General features: G+C 74.1%; 14 protein-coding genes. 1 reads left to right on the top strand and 13 read right to left on the bottom strand.

The features are described from left to right. Positions 1-83: 83 nt before the first annotated feature. Entirely contained in the window at positions 84-1,013 is a 930-nt protein-coding gene (nadC, locus tag QRN56_RS17440) for a carboxylating nicotinate-nucleotide diphosphorylase (protein WP_285105364.1), read from the bottom strand. A gap of 45 nt (positions 1,014-1,058) precedes the next feature. On the opposite strand from nadC, the gene QRN56_RS17435 reads away from it, so the two are divergent. Beyond that, positions 1,059-3,179, top strand: coding sequence for a hypothetical protein (locus QRN56_RS17435; protein WP_285105362.1), 2,121 nt, complete (start codon positions 1,059-1,061; stop codon positions 3,177-3,179). A gap of 6 nt (positions 3,180-3,185) precedes the next feature. Here the strand turns inward: QRN56_RS17435 and QRN56_RS17430 are convergent, their stop codons facing one another. The 12 genes from QRN56_RS17430 to ftsH are packed head-to-tail and all read right to left on the bottom strand — an operon-like array spanning position 3,186 to position 19,881. Next, positions 3,186-6,785 carry a hydantoinase B/oxoprolinase family protein gene (locus QRN56_RS17430; RefSeq protein WP_285105360.1) on the bottom strand — a complete coding sequence of 1,200 codons (3,600 nt, stop codon included), beginning with the start codon at positions 6,783-6,785 and terminating at the stop codon, positions 3,186-3,188. A 16-nt stretch (positions 6,786-6,801) separates the two neighbouring features. Further along, the gene (locus tag QRN56_RS17425; protein WP_285105358.1) at positions 6,802-8,475 is read right to left on the bottom strand and encodes an L-aspartate oxidase; all 1,674 of its coding nucleotides are present in this window, start codon (positions 8,473-8,475) and stop codon (positions 6,802-6,804) included. Beyond that, positions 8,472-8,978: an aspartate 1-decarboxylase gene (panD, locus tag QRN56_RS17420; RefSeq protein ID WP_142040562.1), complete on the bottom strand. Its 507-nt coding sequence runs from the start codon at positions 8,976-8,978 to the stop codon at positions 8,472-8,474. The genes QRN56_RS17425 and panD overlap by 4 nt, the downstream gene beginning before the upstream one ends. Positions 8,979-8,982: 4 nt before the next feature. Further along, entirely contained in the window at positions 8,983-9,921 is a 939-nt protein-coding gene (gene panC / locus QRN56_RS17415; RefSeq protein WP_285105357.1) for a pantoate--beta-alanine ligase, read from the bottom strand. Then, positions 9,918-10,892, bottom strand: a complete 975-nt coding sequence (locus QRN56_RS17410; RefSeq protein ID WP_285105355.1) for a Rossmann-like and DUF2520 domain-containing protein — start codon at positions 10,890-10,892, stop codon at positions 9,918-9,920. Before QRN56_RS17410 ends, panC begins: the two co-directional genes overlap by 4 nt. A gap of 3 nt (positions 10,893-10,895) precedes the next feature. Further along, positions 10,896-12,467, bottom strand: coding sequence for a PH domain-containing protein (locus QRN56_RS17405; RefSeq protein ID WP_285105353.1), 1,572 nt, complete (start codon positions 12,465-12,467; stop codon positions 10,896-10,898). Positions 12,468-12,469: 2 nt separating this feature from the next. Further along, the gene (locus QRN56_RS17400) at positions 12,470-12,961 is read right to left on the bottom strand and encodes a PH domain-containing protein (protein ID WP_285105352.1); all 492 of its coding nucleotides are present in this window, start codon (positions 12,959-12,961) and stop codon (positions 12,470-12,472) included. Between the two features lie 35 nt (positions 12,962-12,996). Further along, positions 12,997-13,482, bottom strand: coding sequence for a DUF3180 domain-containing protein (locus tag QRN56_RS17395; RefSeq protein WP_285105350.1), 486 nt, complete (start codon positions 13,480-13,482; stop codon positions 12,997-12,999). 1 nt (position 13,483) lies between these two features. Further along, a complete protein-coding gene (folK, locus tag QRN56_RS17390; RefSeq protein WP_285105348.1) occupies positions 13,484-16,162 on the bottom strand; it encodes a 2-amino-4-hydroxy-6-hydroxymethyldihydropteridine diphosphokinase in 2,679 nt (892 codons plus the stop codon). After that, positions 16,159-17,208 (bottom strand): dihydropteroate synthase, encoded by a 1,050-nt coding sequence (gene folP / locus QRN56_RS17385; protein ID WP_285105347.1) that lies wholly within the window; start codon positions 17,206-17,208, stop codon positions 16,159-16,161. The genes folK and folP overlap by 4 nt, the downstream gene beginning before the upstream one ends. After that, positions 17,205-17,828, bottom strand: coding sequence for a GTP cyclohydrolase I FolE (gene folE, locus QRN56_RS17380; RefSeq protein WP_285105345.1), 624 nt, complete (start codon positions 17,826-17,828; stop codon positions 17,205-17,207). The genes folP and folE overlap by 4 nt, the downstream gene beginning before the upstream one ends. A gap of 13 nt (positions 17,829-17,841) precedes the next feature. Then, entirely contained in the window at positions 17,842-19,881 is a 2,040-nt protein-coding gene (ftsH, locus tag QRN56_RS17375) for an ATP-dependent zinc metalloprotease FtsH (protein WP_285105343.1), read from the bottom strand. Positions 19,882-19,912: the final 31 nt, after the last annotated feature.

Genomic DNA, 19,912 nt, shown 5'->3' with positions numbered 1-19,912 from the left:
GCCGAGTTCTCTTTATCCGCCCGGTTGGACACACCGAACCCGGCGGATATGCCGCGTCCTGCGCGCGTTCGCCGCGAAAAGGATCAGGCGCGCAGGTCCAGGGCCAGGTCCAGGATGGGCGCGCTGTGCGTCAGCGCGCCCACCGACAGGAAGTCCACGCCCGTGGCCGCGACCTCCCGCGCCCTGTCGAGCGTCAGGTTGCCCGTCGCCTCGAGCTCGACGTGCGCCGGGACGCCGTCCTTCCCCTCCTGCTCCCGGACGGCCGCGACCGTCTCGCCGAGGAGACCGGGCTCCATGTTGTCCAGCAGCAGGAAGTCCGCGCCCGACGCCAGAGCCTCCAGCGCCTGCGCGGTCGTGTCGGCCTCGACCTGGATCTGGACGTCGGGGAACATCTCGCGGACGGCGCGGATCGCGGCGGCGACCGACCCGGCCGCGACCACGTGGTTGTCCTTGACCATGGCCACGTCGTACAGGCCCATGCGCTTGTTGGTGCCGCCGCCCGCGCGCACGGCGTACTTCTGCAGGGCGCGCAGGCCGGGGGTGGTCTTGCGGGTGTCGAGCACCTGGGCGCCCGTGCCCGCGAGCTCCCGGGCGAACGCGCGCGTGGCCGTCGCGACGCCGGACGCGCGGCTGGCCAGGTTGAGCAGGGTGCGCTCGGCCACGAGCAGCACCTGCGTGCGGCCCTCCAGGCTCGCCAGCACCTGGCCCGCGGTCACGGCGTCGCCGTCCTGCGCGTGGAAGACCACGCCCGGGGCCGGGAGGTCGAGCCGGGCCGCCACCTGGTCCAGGACCTCCCGAACCACCACGAGCCCCGCGACCACGCCCTCCTCGCGTGCCACGAGCTCGGCCACCCCCGTGCCCGACGGCGGGATGGTCGCCTGCGAGGTCACGTCCCGGCCCGGGGCGGGGCCGAGGTCCTCGTCGAGGGCGATCTCGACGACCCGGGCGACCCACGCGGGGTCGAGGCCGGGGGCGACCGTGGAGGGGGTGGCGAAGACGGGGAGGGTGCTCACCGGGTCACCGTATCCGGAGGGCGGCCGACGGCTAGCCTGAGCGGCGTGCGCATCGCCCTGCTCGTCGACGGCCTGGAGTCCACCCGCCAGTACCACGCGGACGACGGTCGGTCGGTCGTCGACGCGTGCGCCCGGCTCACCGCCGCGGGCAAGCCGGTCGCCGTCGACGTCGTGCGGGACGCGGAGTGCGGCCCGCTCCTGGCCACGCTGACCGGGTCGCAGTACGACGCGGTGGTCTTCGCCTCCAACGCGCTGCGGCACCCCGACGGGCGCGTCGGAGCCGCCGTGCGCGAGCACGCCGAGGAGCTCACGGCGTTCCTCGCCCAGGGCCGGGGTCTCGTCCTGCTGCACCAGTTCACCGCCGCCGACCTGCACCTCGAGACGCCGGACGGCTCGTCGCTGACGTTCGACCGCCGGGGGGCCACCCCGGCCCGGCCCCGGATCGCCGAGCCGGCCAGCCCGGTCGTCCGCTACCCGTTCCACGTCGACCTGGACGCCGAGCTGAGCAGTTCCGGCCAGCTCGGTGACCTCACGTCGTGGCTCTCGATCCCGTCGTCGGCGCTGTCCGGGCTGGTGACCGTCGTCGGGAGCGCGGAGGGCGAGCCGCTGCTCGCCGTCTCCGCCGAGCACGTCCCCTGGCGTGTAGTCGTCTCGGCGATGCCCCTGGACTGGCACGGCGCCGTCGGTCTGCTCGCCAACTGCATCGAGTACGCGTGCACCGGCACGCCCGAGGTCGTCGTGTGGCCGTCGAGCACGGACACGCCGTTGGCCGCGACGCTGGGTCACCTGCGCAACGCGCACCGGGTACGCCAGGACGACCCGGCGGAGTCCTGGTTGCGGGCCCGGCCCAACCTGCACGTCGTGTCGACGGCCGAGACGGCGGATCCGCACCGGTTCATCGAGGCGACGCGCAACGGCGGGCTGGTACTCGCCACGGAGGCAGCCGACGACGCCGGCACCGTGCTCTTCACGGGCCGGGCAAGCGCGCGACAGCACGTCCTGGCCCGCGACTTCTTCGCGGCCGACCCGGCGTCCCTGCTCCGTGGACCGACGCTCGACCCGTTCCCGACCCGCAACGTCGTGGTCGCGGCCAGCTACTACTGCCGCACGGTCCCGTCCACCGGGACCGAGCAGTGGGACCCGCGGCAGGACCGGGAGCTGCACGCCCGGCTCCCGTCCCTGTTCTACGAGGGCATGACGATCTCGTCGGCGCTGGCCGCGGCCCAGATCCTCTGCGCCGTCGACGCCCGGAGCAGCCTCACCTCCGACGCCGTGGCACGCGTCCGGGCCCTGTCACCCGGCGACGCGCTCTCCGAGGTGCTGCTCCTCGGGTGCGAGGTCGCCGCGGGCAGTGCGGACGTGCGCGCTTTCGCCGAGGGGCTGGACGGGCTGGACCGGTCGAGGCTGAGCGCACCCGACATCCTGCGCCTGCTCGACTGGGTGGGCTTCCTCGTCCTCGTGCTCGACGTCGACTCCGCGGCGCCCGCTCTGCGTGGCGCCGTGTCGCGGCTCGTGGGCGCCCTACGACAGGTCACGGCCGACGACGACGTCTGGCTCAGCCACGAGGGCACGGCAACCGTGGTGCTGGCCACGGCTGCCGTCGGCCGGGACGCCGGCGATCTGCAGACGATCGCCCGGTCCGTGGCGAGCCTGCGGGCCGAGTACCACGACGTCGTGTCCTCGGAGGCGAACCTGGGGGCGGCCGCCCGCTACGGCCAGGCACTCGCCGCGATGGAGTCGGTGGCGCCCCTGGTGCTGGACACGCTCGTCGCGGCGGCGGCACTCGACCACGTCCCGGACGGGGACACCGGCCCGGCCGACGACCACCGCCACGCGGCATCGCTCGCCGCCAGGAACCGTGCGCTCATGGGCGTCGTCGAGTCCGAACGGGCGCGACGGGCACGGCTCGGCCCGGTGATCGTGATCGGTACGGTCGTCTCCTGGGCGCTCGCCCTGGGGGTCGTCCTGGCCGGGGCAGGCCTCATCCTCTTCGTCTGGCGCTGGCCCGACGTCGCGCAGCTCGTGACCGCACCGGCTGTGCTCGCGTGGCTCTTCCTCGTCGCCGCGATCGCGCGCCTGCTGGAGCGCATGGCGGTGCTGCCACGGCCGCTGGGCAGGCTGGCGACCCGGCTGGGCTCGGAGGTCCGGCGACGCGTCCGCGGCTGACACCACCTACGGCTCGCCGTAGCCGCCCCCGCCCGGGGTCTCGATGACCAGCACGTCCCCGGCGCCGAGCTCCACGCGGTCGCAGCCGGCGAGGCTCTCCACGCCGCCGTCGGCGCGCCGCACGCTGTTGCTGCCGAGCGCCCCGGGCGCGCCCCCGGCCATCCCGTAGGGCGGCACGCGCCGGTGCCCGGTCAGGAGGCTGGCACTCATCGGCTCGCGGAACTCCAGCGCCCGCAAGACGCCGTCGCCACCGTGCCAGCGCCCTTCCCCACCGGACCCCGTGCGCACCGAGAACTCCCGCACGAGCACCGGGAACCGCATCTCCAGCACCTCGGGATCGGTGAGCCGCGAGTTGGTCATGTGCGTCTGCACGGCCGGGGCGCCGTCGAACCCGTCCCCGGCCCCGGAGCCCGAGGCGATCGTCTCGTAGTACTGCCGCGTCGCGTCCCCGAAGGTCAGGTTGTTCATCGTCCCCGAGCCCTCGGCCTGGACGCCGAGCGCGCCGTACAGCGCGCCCGTGATCGCCTGGCTGGTCTCGACGTTGCCGGCCACCACGGCGGCCGGGTACCGCGGGGACAGCATGGTGCCGGGTGGGATCACGATCGACAGGGGCCGCAGGCAGCCGTCGTTGAGCGGGATGTCGTCCGCGACCAGGGTCCGGAACACGTACAGCACGGCGGCGGTCGCCACGGACGACGGCGCGTTGAAGTTCGTGGCGAGCTGGGCGGACGTGCCGGTGAAGTCGATGGTGGCGCGCCGGGCGGCCCGGTCGACCCGGACCCGCACCGCGATGGTCGCGCCGCTGTCGGTGGTGTACTCGAGCTCACCGTCGGACAGGGTGTCGATCACGCGGCGCACCGCCTCGGCCGCGTTGTCCTGGACGTGGCGCATGTAGGCCTGGACCACGTCGAGCCCGTACCGGGCCACCATCGCGTGGATCTCCTCGACGCCCTTGGCGTTCGCGGCCACCTGGGCGCGCAGGTCGGCGAGGTTCGTGTCGATCCCCCGGGAGGGCCAGCGCGCCGAGGCTAGCAGGTCCCTGGTCTCGGCCTCGCGGAACCGCCCACCCTGGACGAGCAGCCAGTTGTCGAGGAGCACGCCCTCCTGATCGATGTCCGTGCTGTTCGCGGGCATGGATCCCGGCGCGATCCCGCCGATCTCGGCGTGGTGGCCGCGGGACGCCACGTAGTACAGGATCTCGTCGCCACCGCCTCCGGGCTCGGCGAAGACCGGGGTGATCACGGTGATGTCCGGCAGGTGGGTGCCGCCGTGGAACGGGTCGTTGACCGCGAACGTGTCGCCCGGCCGCATCGTCCCGCGGCGCCGGGCGATCACCTCCTTCACGGAGGTGCCCATGGAGCCGAGGTGCACCGGGATGTGCGGCGCGTTGGCCACCAGGTTGCCGTCGGGATCGAACAGCGCGCACGAGAAGTCGAGGCGCTCCTTGATGTTCACCGACTGGGCCGTCGCCTCCAGGCGCGAACCCATCTGCTCGGCGATCGACATGAAGAGGCTGTTGAAGATCTCCAGCAGCACCGGGTCGGCGACGGCGGACACCTCGTCGCGTGCCCGCGGCTCGGACCTGCGGACCACGAGGTGGCCCGTGGTGCTCGCCTCGGCCCGCCAGCCCGGCTCGACCACCGTGGTCGCGTTCTCCTCCACGAGGACCGCAGGCCCGGCGACGACCTGACCGGGAGCCAGGCTCTCCCGCCGGTACAGGGGGCAGTCGTGCCAGGCCCCGCCGGCGAACACCCGCACGGTCTCGGCCGGCGGTTCGAGGCCCGGGGTGCCCGTTCCGGCGTCCGGCGCGGAGAGGTCCGGCGCCGAGAGGTCCGGCTGGGCCGTGAGTGCCACTGACTCCACGGAGATCGCCTCGACCACGAGCGCCCGGTCCAGCAGGAACGAGTACATGGTCCGATGCGCCGCCTCGAACTGGTCCACCATCGCGTCGAGGCCACCGAACCGCACCACCACCGTGGTGTCGGTGCCGTCGTACCGCAGGTGGACGCGTCGGTTGACCACGACCTCCGCGGTTGCCGGCACGCCCTGCCCGGCCAGGTCGGCACGGGCGGTGTGCTCCAGCGCGTCGGCGACCTCGGCGAGCCGGGGCAGCGCCCCGGGCTCCAGCGGGGTCTCGACCGCCTGCTCACGCATGACCGTGGTGTCGGCGAGGCCGATCCCCAGCGCCGAGAGCACGCCGGCCATCGGGGGCACGAGCACCGTCTCGATCCCCAGGGCGTCGGCCACCGCGCAGGCGTGCTGCCCGCCCGCGCCGCCGAAGGAGGTGAGGGCGTAGCGGGTGACGTCATGTCCCTTGCGCACGGTGATCTTCTTGACCGCGCCGGCCATGTTCGCAACAGCCACGGCGAGGAACCCCTCGGCCACCTGCTCCGGCGACCTGCCGTCGCCGATGACGTCCGTGAGCTCGGCGAACTTCCGGCGCACGACGTCCGCGTCGAGGGGCTGGTCGCCCTGCGGGCCGAACACCGACGGGAAGTGCGTCGGCTGGATCCTGCCGAGCAGCACGTTCGCGTCCGTCACGGTCAGCGGGCCGCCCCCGCGATAGCAGGCGGGCCCCGGGACGGCGCCCGCGGAGTCGGGGCCCACGCGGTACCGGCTGCCGTCGAAGTGCAGGATCGACCCGCCGCCCGCCGCGACGGTGTGGATGTCGAGCATAGGGGCCCGCACGCGCACCCCGGCGACGTCGGTGTCGAAGACGCGCTCCAGCTCGCCCGCGTAGTGCGACACGTCGGTCGAGGTGCCGCCCATGTCGAACCCGATCACGTGATCGAACCCCGCGAGCGCCGACATCCGCACCATGCCGACGATGCCGCCCGCGGGTCCGGACAGGATCGCGTCCTTGCCGCGGAACCGGTGCGCCTCCGTCAGGCCACCGTTCGACTGCATGAACTGCAGCGGGACACCCGTCAGGTCGCCGGCGACCCGGTCGACGTACCGGCGCAGCACCGGCGAGAGGTACGCGTCGACCACCGTCGTGTCGCCGCGGGGCACCAGCTTGACCAGCGGGCTCACCTCGGCCGAGCGGCTGACCTGGGTGAAGCCCGCGCGGGTGGCCACGTCTGCGACCGCCCGCTCGTGGTCCGGGTAGAGGTACGAGTGGACGCAGACGACGGCCGCCGCGCGGTACCCGTCCCGGTAGGCCTGGTCCAGCTCGGCCCGCAGGGCGTCGAGGTCGAGCGCTTGCAGGACGGTGCCCTGCGCGTCGATCCGTTCGTCGACCTCGACGACGCGCGTGTAGAGGGGCTCCGGCAGCACGATGTGGCGGTCGAAGATGCGCGGACGGTTCTGGTACGCGATGCGCAGGGCGTCACCGAAGCCCCGTGTGACGACCAGGACCGTGGGCTCGCCGGCCCGCTCCAGCAGCGCGTTCGTGGCGACGGTGGTGCCCATGCGGACGGCGTCGACGGGCTCCGTACCGGGCTGCCCCGCCGCCGCGAGGACCCGCTGGATGCCGGCCACGGCGGCGTCCGCGTACCGGTCGGGGTCCTCGGAGAGGAGCTTGTGCGTCGACAGCGCGCCGTCCGGGTGGCGCGCGACGACGTCGGTGAACGTGCCGCCCCGGTCGATCCAGAATTCCCAGCCCATGAGCCCTGATGCTAGGTCAGGTGACCGTCAGCACCCCGTCGTCGTCCAGCCGCACCCGCACCCGCCGCCGCCAGGCGTCGTCCGGCCGCGGGAAGTCCGTGCGGTAGTGCCCGCCGCGGGTCTCCTCGCGCAGCCACGCCGCCCGGGTCAGGGCGCGGGCGACCATGTGCACGTTCGTGGTCTCCCACTCCGCCGCCTGGGGCTCGGCCACGACGTCGGCCGCCAGGTGCGCGTCGGCGCGCACGGCGCCGAGCCGCTCGTCGACCTCCGCCAGGGACCGGGCCGACCGGATCACGCCCGAGCCGGCCGAGGTCACCTTCTGGATCCGGGACCGGGCGGCCGCCGCCACCAGCGCGGAGCCGCCGGGCCGGGGAGCCGGCTCCCCCGGCTTCAGGTCCCCGGTGTCGAACCGCTCCACGATGTCGCGCGCCGCGCGCGAGGCGAACACGATGCCCTCCAGCAGCGAGTTCGACGCGAGCCGGTTGGCCCCGTGCACGCCGGTGCACGCGACCTCGCCGACGGCGTACAGCCCGTCCACCGAGGACCGCCCGTCGAGGTCGGTCACCACGCCGCCGGAGTGGTAGTGCTGGGCGGGCGCCACGGGCACCGGCTCCTCGGACCAGTCGATGCCGGCCTGCAGCAGCCGCGCGTTGATCGTGGGGAACCGCGTGCGCAGGAACTCCCGGCCGAGGTGGCGGGCGTCGAGCAGCACGTTGTCCGCGCCGGTGGCGGCCATCTGCCGCACGATCGCGTGCGCGACGACGTCCCGCGGCGCCAGCTCGGCCATCTCGTGCACGCCGGGCATGAAGCGGTGCCCGTTGACGTCGAGCAGCAGCGCGCCCTCGCCCCGCACGGCCTCCGAGATGAGCGGGAGCTGCCCCTTGGCGCCCGAGCCGAGCCACAGGACCGTCGGGTGGAACTGGACGAACTCCAGGTCGCCCAGCACCGCGCCCGCCCTGAGGGCGGCGGCGATCCCGTCGCCCGTCGCCCCCGCCGGGTTGGTGGACGACCGGAACACCTGCCCGATCCCGCCGGTCGCCAGCACGACGGCGGGGGCCAGGACGGCGCCGACGCCGTCGCGCGAGCCCGTGCCCCGCACGTGCAGGGTCACGCCGCAGGCGCGCCCGGCGACCGTCGTCAGCACGTCCAGCACCAGCGCGTTCTCAACCACCTCGATGCCCGGGTCGTGCCGGACGGCCTCGATCTGCGCGACCAGCGCGCGGGAGATCTCCGCGCCCGTGGCGTCGCCGCCGGCGTGCGCGATGCGGTCGGCGTGGTGGCCGCCCTCGCGGGTGAGCGCGATGTCGCCGTCGGCGGCCTTGTCGAAGACGGCGCCCCGGGCGACGAGCTCGCGTACGCGGGCCGGGCCCTCGGTGACCAGCACCTGCACGGCTTCGGGGTCGGACAGGCCGCCGCCGGCGGCGAGCGTGTCCGCCAGGTGCGCCTCGGGCGAGTCGGACGGGTCGAGCGCGGCGGCGATGCCGCCCTGCGCCCAGACCGTCGAGCCGGAGGACAGCTCGCCCTTGGTCACGAGCACCACGCGCGGCACGCGCGTGCGCAGCTCCAGCGCCGCCGTCAGGCCCGCGATCCCCGAGCCGACGACGATGGCGTCAGCCTCGACGGTCCAGCCGGGCGCGGGGGCCGCGAGGGACCGCGCCAGGCGCGGCCCCGGTCCGGGCGTGGTGCTCACGCGCGGCCCGACGCCGTGCGCACCAGGCCCGCGTGCTGGAACGGCTCGATCGGCAGGCCGCTCTCCTCCAGCCCGTAGCCGTCGGGCACGTGCCCGGGCTCGTCGTTGATCTCGACGATGCGGTTGTCCCCGTCGACGAACACGACGTGCGGCAGGAACGTGCGCGCGTCGTGGTCCGAGAGCATGCCGTAGCCGATGAGGATGACGACGTCGCCCGGGCTCACCAGGTGGGCGGCCGCGCCGTTGATGCAGATCTGGCCGGAGCCGGGCTCGCCGGGGATCACGTAGGTGGTCAGCCGGGCGCCGTTGGTCACGTCGACCACGTCGACCTGCTGGCCGGGCACGAGGTCGGCGGCGTCGAGCAGGTCGGCGTCCACGGTGATGGACCCGACGTAGTGCAGGTCCGCCTGCGTCACGGTGGCCCGGTGGATCTTGGAGATCATCATCGGCCGCTGCAGCGAGGCGGGGCGGGCGACGGGCGGACGGTGCTCGGTGGTGCTCATGGTGTTACCTCTGGACCTCTGGCGAGACCTCGACGGCCTGGTTGTCGATCAGGCGGGTGGAACCCACCCGTGCGGCCACGAGCAGCAGCGCGGGGCCGGAGAAGTCGTCGGTGACCGCGTCCACGGTCACCGGGTCGACGAGCGCCAGGTAGTCGACCACGACGCCGTCGGCGCCGTCCAGCACTTCGCGCGCGTCGTTGATCACACCCGGGGCCCCACGGTCCGCGGCGGCGGCCCCCGCCCGCAGCGCCCGCGACAGCGCCAGGGCCCGTTCGCGCTCCTCCGGCGCGAGGTACGCGTTACGCGAGGACATGGCCAGCCCGTCGGCCTCGCGCACCGTCGGCACGCCCACCACCTCGACGGGCACCTCCAGGTCGCGCACCATGCGGCGCACTGCCAGGAGCTGCTGGGCGTCCTTCTCGCCGAACAGCGCGACGTCCGGCCGCACCAGGTGCATCAGCTTGAGCACCACGGTGAGCACGCCGTCCAGGTGCCCGGGGCGGGACGCGCCCTCCAGCACCTCCCCGATCCGCCCGGCGGACACCCGCACCACGGGGTCGCCGTCCGGGTAGACGACGTCGGGCGTGGGCGCGAAGACGACGTCGGCCCCGACGCCAGCCAGCTTGGCGACGTCGCCGTCCAGGTCGCGCGGGTACGTGTCGAGGTCCTCGCCCGCCCCGAACTGGAGCGGGTTGACGAAGATGGTCACCACCACCTGGCCGTTCGGCCCGGCCTCCGTGCGCGCCTGGCGCACGAGCTCCAGGTGGCCCTCGTGCAGCGCGCCCATGGTCATGACGACGGCGCGCTGCCCCGGCCCGGCCTCGGCGCCCTCCACGGGACCGGTGAGGGCCCAGCGCATCTGCGCGTCCTGGAGCTCGGGGCGGGTGCGGACCACGAGCGGGGTGCGCTGCGCGGGTTCCGCGGAGGGCGGGGTCGTGGTCATGATGTCTTCCTTCCGGCGTGCGACTCCCCGCTGGCGCCGTCGAGCGCGTCCAGGAGGGCCTGTGCGGCGGTGTCGCCGATGCGGTGGCTCGCCAGCGCGCGGCGCGTGGCCCCGCGGGCGAGCTCGGTGTAGCTGTCGGGGATGTCGGTGGCGCCGCTGGCGGCGGCCAGCGCGCTGAGCTCGGTCAGGTGGCTGCGCACGGTGCCGACGTCGCCCCGGGAGACCGGTCCGGTGAGCGCGGAGATCGCGCCCGGCCCGACGCCGTCGCGCGCGTCCGCGGACCGGGTGGCCTGCTCCAGGGCTGCCGACAGCAGCGGTGCGAGCACCCGGCCGGGCAGCTCGACGCCGGCCGCCTCCAGCGCCTGTGCGGCCTGCGCCACGAGCACCACGAGGTGGTTCGCGCCGTGCGCGAGGGCGGCGTGGTAGAGCCCGCGCGCCTGCTCGTCCACGACCACGGGCTCGCCGCCGATCTCGACCACGAGCGCCTGCCCGATGGGCAGCACGGGTGCGGGGGCGGTCACCGCGAACGTGCAGCCCTCCAGGCGCGCCAGGTCCAGGCTGGTCCCGGTGAACGTCATCGCGGGGTGGATCGCGAGCGGGATCGCGCCGCCCAGCCGGGCGGGCTCCAGGACGGCGGTCCCGTACCGGCCGGACGTGTGGATCGCGAGCTGTCCGGGCTGCCAGGCCCCGGTGTCGGCGAGGCCGGACACCAGGGGGCCCAGGGCGTCGTCGGGCACCGCGAGCAGGACCAGCTCGGCCCGCTCCACGACGTCGGGCACCTCCAGGTTGGGGACGCCGGGCAGGAGCGTCTCGATGCGCTCCCGGGAGTCCTCCGAGATGCCGCTCGCGCCGACCACCGCGTGTCCCGCGGCCCGCAGCGCGTTGCCGAGCACCGCGCCGACACGACCCGCGCCCACCACACCGACGCCCAGCCGGCCGGGCCGGCGGCCCGCCTCGTCGGGGTCACTCACCGGTCACTCTCCCTGTCTTTCCATCCATCGTTCGGGCCCTGCCGCCGCACGCGCCGTACGGGCGCGCCGGGCCTGCTCGGTCATGAGCAGCGCCGCGTCGGAGGCCTCGAGGTGCGGCACCTCGGGGTGCACCGGGCCCTCCGTGGAGTGCACCTGGAACGACGCCACGCCCAGCCGGCGCTGCCACGGCCCCTGGCTCACGGCCAGCGACTGCGTCCGCTCGTGCGGCACCACGTCCAGCACCTTCACCACGCGGCCCCGGCGCAGCAGCAGCGCGCGGCCCGTCACGGTGAACCCGTTGCGGCGCCACGCCACCGGGTCCAGTATGCGGGTCCGCCGGGGCGCCGTGACGTAGGCGCTCTCCGCGCGAGAGTCGCCGTCCAGGCCCGCGTCCAGCACGCGGCGCGGCTCGTCGACGCCGAGGTCGGGCAGCACGAGGGAGAGCACGGTCAGCGCCTCCTCACGGGTACCGACCGGGAGCAGCACGCTGTTCTTCTCCTCGCTCTCGCCGCCGTAGCCGGCCACGTTCACCTGGACCCGCCACCAGTCGCGGTCCCGCCACAGCAGGCTCTGCACCAGGCGGACGGCCTGCACGCGGCCGGGCGGGATGGTCTGGGAGCGGGTCTCGAGCATGCCGTGCCGCAGGCGGACACCGTCGGGCGAGATGGCCACCCGGAAGTCGAACTCGCCGGTCAGCCGGTTGAACAGGTAACCGCCCGCGCCCAGCACGGCGGGCAGCGAGGCGGAGATGACGGCGAACTCGCCCGTGACGATCATGACCACCACCACGCCGAGCGCCCACAGGAGCAGCGTGATCATCGCCCCCGAGCGCACCACCGACGCGATGAGCCGGCCCAGGGGCACGGTCAGGACGGGCACCTGGGGGGCCTCGAGGCTGGCGGCCCGCACGGGCTGCACCGACTGCCCGGCGTCCTGCGCTGCGGCGACCTGCTCCGTTCCCTCCGGGACGGCGCCGTCGATCACCGCGTCGGACGGCGCCTGGGCGGCGTCAGCCACCTGCCGTGTGCCCCCCACCTTGAGACCCGCCGCGCGGGCGAGGAGCTCGGCGCGCAGCTCGTCGGCGTCGGCGCCCTTGAGGAACCCGATGGCCACGCCCGAGTCCGTGCCGCCCGCCGTCTCGAGCGTGAGCTCGCAGAGCCCGAAGAACCGGGCCACGAGCGGCTGCCGGATGTCCACCGACTGCAGGCGGTCCAGCCGCGCGTGCCGCTGCTGCCGGAACAGGATGCCGCGCCGCAGGTGCACGGTCTCGGCGCCGACGGCGAACGTCGTCATCCGCCAGGCCAGCGCCGAGTAGCCCCAGCCCACGAGGGCCACGGCCGCCAGGGCGGCGAGCAGCGTCCACCAGTACTCGCTGGACACCAGGGCGAGGAGGCCGCCGCGCGGCCCGCCCTCGAGGCTCTGCTGGCCCAGGATCACGACGGCCGCGCCGACCACCGCCCAGCCCCGCACCAGCGGGGTGATCGGGTGCACGCGGCGCCATTCCAGCGTCTCCGGCGAGTCCGGTCCGAGGTCGTCGAACGCGGAGCGCCCCGGGTCGACGTCGTGCTCGGGCATGCTCACAGCCCCGCCAGCCGGGCCTCGCCACGGGACGCCAGGCGGTCGCGCAGGCGGGCCGCCTCGTCCGGGGGCAGGCCCGGGATCTGGGCGTCCGTGCCGACGGACGCCGTGTGGAGCTGCACCTTGGCCAGGCCCAGCCTGCGGTCGAGCGGCCCCGCCTCGACGTCCACGTACTGCATGCGGCCGTACGGCACCACGACCATCGACCGGAACATCACGCCCTTGCGGATGAGCAGGTCGTCGTCACGCTCGGCGTACCCGATCGCCCGGACCTGGCGCGGGACCAGGAGGAACGTCCACAGCAGGAAGACGGCCGGGACCCCGGCGAGGATCCAGAACCACGGGCTCACGGTGACCGCGAGCACCACGCCCACGACCAGCGGGATCCCGAGGCTGATGGTGCCCGGGACGAGGCGGGCCGTCACGAGCCGCGGGGACACGCGGTTCCAGGTCACGTCGTGCGGTTCGAATGGGCTGGTCATGATGGCCATTGTTCCGCAGACCCGTGCCGCTGGGTAGCGAGGCGTCAGGCAGGCGCCGGGGACTCGCCCTCCTCGGAGCCGCTGCGGTCCTTGTCGGACGGCGGCAGCTCGCAGAACTTCTCCACGACCAGGCCGACCACGGCGAGCACCACCGAGCACAGCACGGCGACCCCGGCTGCCACCGCGCGATCCCGGCGCGGCTCGATCGCGAGGTCGCCCAGCACCACCAGCACCTGCGCCAGGTACCAGCCGCCCAGCAGGGCCCCGGTCAGGGCGGCGGCCTTCGCCAGGACGAGCGTCCGGGCGGCCCGGAGGCCGTCGAGGTTGGGTCGCTTGCCCTTCTGGTAGGCGCGCACGGCCCACCCCAACCAGAAGATCGCCCCGGCCAGCGCCAGGATCGCGACGTCGACGAGCCACGGCACCACCGGCAGGTACACGGCGCGCGCCTCCAGGGCACGCAGCACGAGCCAACCGACGACCGCGACCGCGACCAGGACTGCGATCAGGGATCTGACCGGGGTTCTGCGCATGTCAGGCGTCGCGCCCCCGCTCGTCCCGGACCGGCACCCACGAGGGCACCGAGTCGATGGGGCCGTCCGACGCCGGGAGCGACTGCTCGGTCGCGTAGCCCGGCACCCGGATCACGGTGTGATCGTTGTCGTAGGCGTCCCGGATCCCGTTCGAGTGGCCGGTGGAGTGGCCGTTCGAGGCGGGGTCGGGCGTCCCGTTCTGCGGCGTGCCGACCGGGGCGAACACCGGCGTCGCCGGCTCCTGGGGCGCGCCGTTCACCGGCGGGAACACCCCGCTCTGCTGACGCGACGGGTTGACCGGGGCGAAGACCGGCTTGGCCGGGGACGCCGGGGGCAGCGGCTCGCGCTCCGGGTCCTCGTGGGCCGTGTCCCGGACCGCGCGGGGTGCGATCGGCGGGGCCGGGACGAGCGCCTCCTCCGGCGGCGGCACGACGGACCCGTTGCCCGGCACGCCGATCGGCACAGCCGGCCGCGGGGCCGCGGGAGCCGCCTGCGCCTGGTGCGGGATCGGCACGGAACCGCCCGGGCCCGGCACCTGTCCGCTGGGGTAGCCCTGCGGGTGGGCGCCGCCCTGGTACGGGTCCTGCGGGGCACCGGTGGGCACGTCCAGGTCCACCGGGCCGCTGTGGTGCGCCTGCGGCTGACCGCCGCCCGGCACCTCGACCACGGGGCCGCCCGGCGAGGCCTGCGGGCGCCCGCTCGGCGGGAGCGACGGGGGCAGGGCCGGCGGCATCTCGGCGACGTGCGCGTCCTGCGCGCCGTCATCGGGCACCGCGGGGTGGTTCGCGACGGTGGTCCCGCCGCCCGGCTCCGGCTCGGGGTCGGTCAGCCAGTCGAGCGCGAGCCAGCGGATGCCGGTCCGGTCGGGTGCGGTCGCCGCGAGCTGGGCCACGGGTCCTCCGCCCAGGCCGGGCAGCACCGCGTCCGGCGCGATCTGCGACCACGGCTCCAGCACGAAGGCGCGCTCGTGCGCGCGAGGGTGCGGGATCTCGATGTCCTCGGCGGAGTCGGTCAGGGTGCCGTAGGTGATCAGGTCGACGTCGAGCGTGCGGGCGCCCCAGCGCTCCTCGCGGGTGCGGCCGTGCAGGTTCTCGACCTCCAGGCAGGCGTGCAGCAGCCCGCGCGCGGAGAGCGTGGTGCGGGCCAGCAGCACCGCGTTGAGGTAGTCCGGCTGGTCCTCCGGACCGCCGACGGCGGCCGTGCGGGCCAGCGGCGACACGTCGGTGATCTGCACTCCGGGCACGCGGTCCAGCTCGGCGACGGCCGACCGCATGGTCGCCTGCGGGTCGCCGAGGTTCGCCCCGATCGCGATGACCACGTCCACGTACCCGGCGGGCACCTCGTCGAACCGGTCGCGCGGCTCGGCCTGGTACGGCTGCTCCTGGGCGTACTGCTCCTGCGCGAACGCCGGCTCGGGCTGCCCGACGGCGGAGTCGGGAACCGCAGCCGAGACCCGGGTCGCCTCCATGTCGCCCTGGTCGTACTGCTGCTCGAACATCTGGTCGTACTGGTTCGGCTGGGCGTCCCGCCGCGGCTGCTCGAACGGCTGCGGCTCGAAGCCCTGCTGGGCCTGGTCGTACGGCTGCTGCTCGAACTGCTGCAGCTGCTGGTCGAAGCTGTTGTGCTGCTCGATCCCCGGCCGCTGGTCGAGCCCCTGGACGGACTCGTACTGCTGGACCGGCTCGAACGCGGGCTCGGGCTGGAACTGCTCCTCCGGCTGGAACTGCTCGGCCTGCTGCTGGAACACCGGCTCCCGGCCGGGCACGTCCCGCTGCTCGGCCGGCGCCGGGGCCTCGGCCTGCAGCTCCCACGGCGCGGGGATGACCTGGAGCGGCTCGGGCGCGATCAGCTCGGGCTGCGGGAGGGGCTCCGGCTCCTCGGCGGGCGCCTGCGCGGCGGGTGCCACCGCCGGCACCCGGTCCACGAGCGGCTCCGCCTCGAACGGCTCGACCCCGAACTGCGCCGGCTCGGCCGGCTGGTACGACTCGGCAGCCGGGTAGGCCTCCGCAGCCGGGAAGGCCTCCGCAGCCGGGAAGGCCTCGGCGGCCTGGAAAGGCTCGGCGGCCTGGAAGGGCTCGGCGGCCTGGTACGACTCGGCCGGCTGGTAGGGCTCGTACGGCTCGGGCCGGAACTGCTCCGGCTCCTCGGCAACGGGCCGGGCCACGGGCTCGAAGTCCTGCGGCTCGGGCGTCTCGGCCGGGGCAGGCTCGGCCGAGGGCTCCGGCGCCGGGGCGACGGCGAGCAGCGAGGCCGGCACCGCCACGACGGGCATGCGCGTGCGGTCGCGGCGGATCGCCACCTCGACGTCGGCGAACGGCACGGGGATCGGCGCGTGCGGCTTGTGCACCCGCACGTCCACCGCCTCGATCTGCGGGCGGGCCAGCACCGCGGCGGCGATACGCTCCGCGACCGTCTCGATCAGGTCGGCGGGGTCGCCCTTCAGGATGTCGTGGACGTCCGCCGCGACGTCCGCGTAGCTCACGGTCTGTGCCAGGTCGTCACCGGCGGCCGCCGGGCGCGTGTCCATGTACAGCACGACGTCGGCCCGGAACTCCTGGCCCGTCTGCCGTTCCGACGGCAGCACACCGTGGTACCCCCGCGCGCTCACGCCGCTCAACTGGATCTGGTCCAGCGCGCGGCCGTCCGGGCCTGTGACGCCCGTTCCGAACGCTGTGGTCACCGTGGTCCTCCCCCATCGTCGTTGCGTGCACCGGAATCCTGCCAGGTTGGCATGTCTTGTCCCCCGGCCGTCCACGATTCTGTGGTCAAGGCCACGGTGGAAGTCAATGCCTCCGGTGCGGATGGGGAAGAGGTACCCGGTGACCCTACCCGGGCCGCGCCGCCCGCGGCGGACCATGCGGCGGCGACCTTGGCGGCGTCGACGCTCGCCCGGACGGTGTGCACGCGCACGCACCAGGCACCTGCGGCGGCCGACAGCGCCGAGACGGCGGCCGTCGCGTCGTCGCGCGCCCGCGGCGGCGCCGGGCGCCCCGACGGGTCGGCGAGCAGGTGGCCGAGGAACCGCTTGCGGGACGCGCCGACGAGCACCGGACGGCCGAGCTCGTGCAGCGCGTCGAGGTGGGCCAGCAGCGGCCAGTTGAGCACGCCGGCCTTGGCGAAGCCGAGCCCCGGGTCGAGGATCAGCTGCTCGGGCCGGACCCCGTCGTCGTGCAGCGCGGCCATGCGCGCCGCGAGCTCGTCGCGGACGTCGGCCACGACGTCGTCGTACACCTCGAGGTCGTCCATGACGTCGGCGTGCCCGCGCCAGTGCATCGCCACGTACGCGGCGCCGGTCTCGGCGACCGCGCGCCCCATCTCGGGGTCGGCGAGGCCGCCCGAGACGTCGTTCACGATGCGGGCGCCGGCGGCCACCGCCCGCTCGGCGACGGCCGCCCGCGTGGTGTCCACGCTCACGACGGCGCCGCGCGCGGCGAGCTGCTCGATCACGGGCAGCACCCGCGCCAGCTCCTGGTCCTGCGGCACCCGGACGGACCCCGGCCGCGTAGACTCGCCGCCCACGTCGAGGATGTCCGCACCCTCGCCGAGCAGCTCCAGCCCGTGCGCGACGGCGGCGGAGGGCTCGAACCACTCGCCGCCGTCGGAGAACGAGTCCGGAGTGACGTTGACCACGCCCATCACCAGGGTGCGGCCCGTCCCGGACAGCTCCGGCAGGCCCTGCACCCGAGCGTCCCGGGCGCTGTGTCGCACGTTGGCGGACACCGTCACTTCCCGAGGATGAGGCTCATCGCCTCGGCTCGCGTCGCACCGTCCCGCATGACGCCGCGCACCGCCGAGGTGATCGTGCGCGAGCCGGGCTTGCGCACGCCGCGCATCGACATGCACAGGTGCTCGCACTGGACCACCACGAGCACGCCACGCGGTTCGAGGATCTCCACCAGGGAGTCCGCGATCTGCGTGGTCATGCGCTCCTGCACCTGCGGGCGGCGCGCGTAGACCTCGACCAGCCGGGCCAGCTTGCTCAGCCCCGTGATGCGGCCGTCCACGTTCGGGATGTACCCCACGTGCGCGACGCCGTGGAACGGCACCAGGTGGTGCTCGCAGGTGGAGTACACCTCGATGTCCTTGACCAGCACCATCTCCTCGTGCCCGAGGTCGAAGGTGGTGGTCAGCACCTCCTCGGGCTCCTGGCGCAAGCCCGCGAAGATCTCCCGGTACGCCCGGGCGACGCGGGCCGGCGTCTCGCGCAGGCCCTCGCGCTCGGGGTCCTCGCCGACGGCGAGGAGGAACTCGCGTACTGCCGCCTCGGCCCGTGCGGCGTCGTACGGCGGGATGTCCGCCGCACGCCGCACGGGCGTCGACAGGGGTGTGACAGACCCGTCGGTCATCGTGGTGCTCCGGTCAGTTCGTCGGGTCCGTCGGCACGCTGTCCGACGGCGTCGCCGTGTCCACCACTGCCTCGTCCTGCGGCACCACCGCGGCGTGCCCGTTCTGGGCCGCCAGCTCCTTGGGCGTGAGGACGGGGCCGCGGGTGTGCACGGTGCGCTGCTCGCTGGAGAGCCAGACGTCGCGCGCGGCGCGCTTCTCGACGGGCGCGAAGACGTCCGCGAGCTCCTTCTGGTTCAGCGTCTCCTTCTCGAGCAGCCGCAGCACCAGGTCGTCGAGCACGTCGCGGTACTGGGTCAGCACCTCCCACGCCTCGTCGTGCGCGGCCTCGACGAGCTTGCGCACCTCGTTGTCGATGGTGCCGGCGACCGCCTCGGAGTAGTCCCGCTCGTGCCCGTAGTCACGGCCCAGGAACGGCTCGCCCGAGCTCGTGCCGAGCTTGATGGCACCGACCCGCTCGCTCATGCCGTACTCGGTGACCATCTTGCGGGCGATGGCCGAGGCCTTCTCGATGTCGTTCGAGGCGCCCGTGGTGGGGTCGTGGAACACGATCTCCTCGGCCACGCGCCCGCCCATCGCGTAGGCGAGCTGGTCGAGCAGCTCGTTGCGCGTGGTCGAGTACTTGTCCTCGAGCGGCATGACCATGGTGTAGCCCAGGGCACGGCCGCGCGGCAGGATCGTCACCTTGGTGACGGGGTCCGTGTAGCGCATCGCCGCGGCCACCAGGGCGTGCCCGCCCTCGTGGTAGGCGGTGATCTTCTGCTCCTTGGACTGCATCACGCGCGTGCGCTTCTGCGGGCCGGCCACGACGCGGTCGATCGCCTCGTCGAGCGCGCGGTCGTCGATGAGCTGGGCGCCGCTGCGCGCGGTGAGCAGGGCGGCCTCGTTGAGCACGTTCGCCAGGTCGGCACCCGTGAACCCGGGGGTCCGGCGGGCGACGGCCGCGAGGTCCACCTCCGGGACCATCGGCTTGCCCTGCGCGTGCACGTTGAGGATCGCCTCGCGGCCCTTGAGGTCCGGCGCCTCCACGGCGACCTGACGGTCGAAGCGGCCCGGACGCAGCAGGGCCGGGTCCAGGATGTCGGGGCGGTTGGTCGCGGCGATGAGGATGACGTTCGTCTTGACGTCGAAGCCGTCCATCTCGACGAGCATCTGGTTCAGCGTCTGCTCGCGCTCGTCGTGCCCGCCGCCCATGCCGGCGCCACGGTGGCGGCCGACGGCGTCGATCTCGTCGACGAAGATGATGGCCGGCGAGTTCTGCTTGGCCTGCTCGAACAGGTCGCGCACGCGGCTGGCGCCCACACCGACGAACATCTCGACGAAGTCGGAGCCGGAGATCGAGTAGAACGGCACGCCGGCCTCGCCGGCGACGGCGCGCGCGATGAGCGTCTTACCGGTACCGGGCGGGCCGTATAGCAGCACGCCCTTCGGGATCTTGGCGCCCACGGCCTGGAACTTGGTGGGCTCGGCCAGGAACTCCTTGATCTCCTGGAGCTCCTCGACGGCCTCGTCCGCGCCCGCGACGTCGGCGAAGGTCACCTGCGGGGTGTCCTTGCTGACGAGCTTGGCCTTGGACTTGCCGAAGCCCATGACCCGGTTGCCGCCGCCCTGGGCCCGCGACAGCAGGAACCAGAACACGACACCGATGAGCAGGAACGGGATCAGCACCGACAGCATGGAGGACCAGAAGCTGGGCTGCGGCACCTCCGAGTCGAACCCGTCGGCCGGGTCGGACTTCACGATGGCGTCCTCGACGCGGTCGCCCTGCGGCAGCGTGTAGAAGAACTCGACGGTCTTGCCGTGGTCGACGTCCTCGGCGGCGTCGCCCTCACCCTCGGTCGACTTGTACGCCTTGGAGAGCTCGAGCTCCACCCGCTGCTCGCCGTCGACCATGAGGGCATGCTTCACGGTGCTGCCTTGGAGCAGCTCGATCCCCTGTGACGTCTCGATTCGCGAGACGTTGGGCTGGTTCAGTGCCGAGATGGCCAGCGTCACCACGACCAAGGCGACCAGGATCCAGATGACGGGCCCACTCAGAAGCTTCTTGATGTTCATCGGCGACGGGGACTAGGCCCCGTTTCCCTCC

Origin of the sequence: Promicromonospora sp. MEB111, assembly GCF_030209445.1 — a bacterium.
Classification (GTDB): Bacteria; Actinomycetota; Actinomycetes; order Actinomycetales; family Cellulomonadaceae; genus Promicromonospora.
This window is presented reverse-complemented; position numbering and strand designations above follow the sequence as displayed.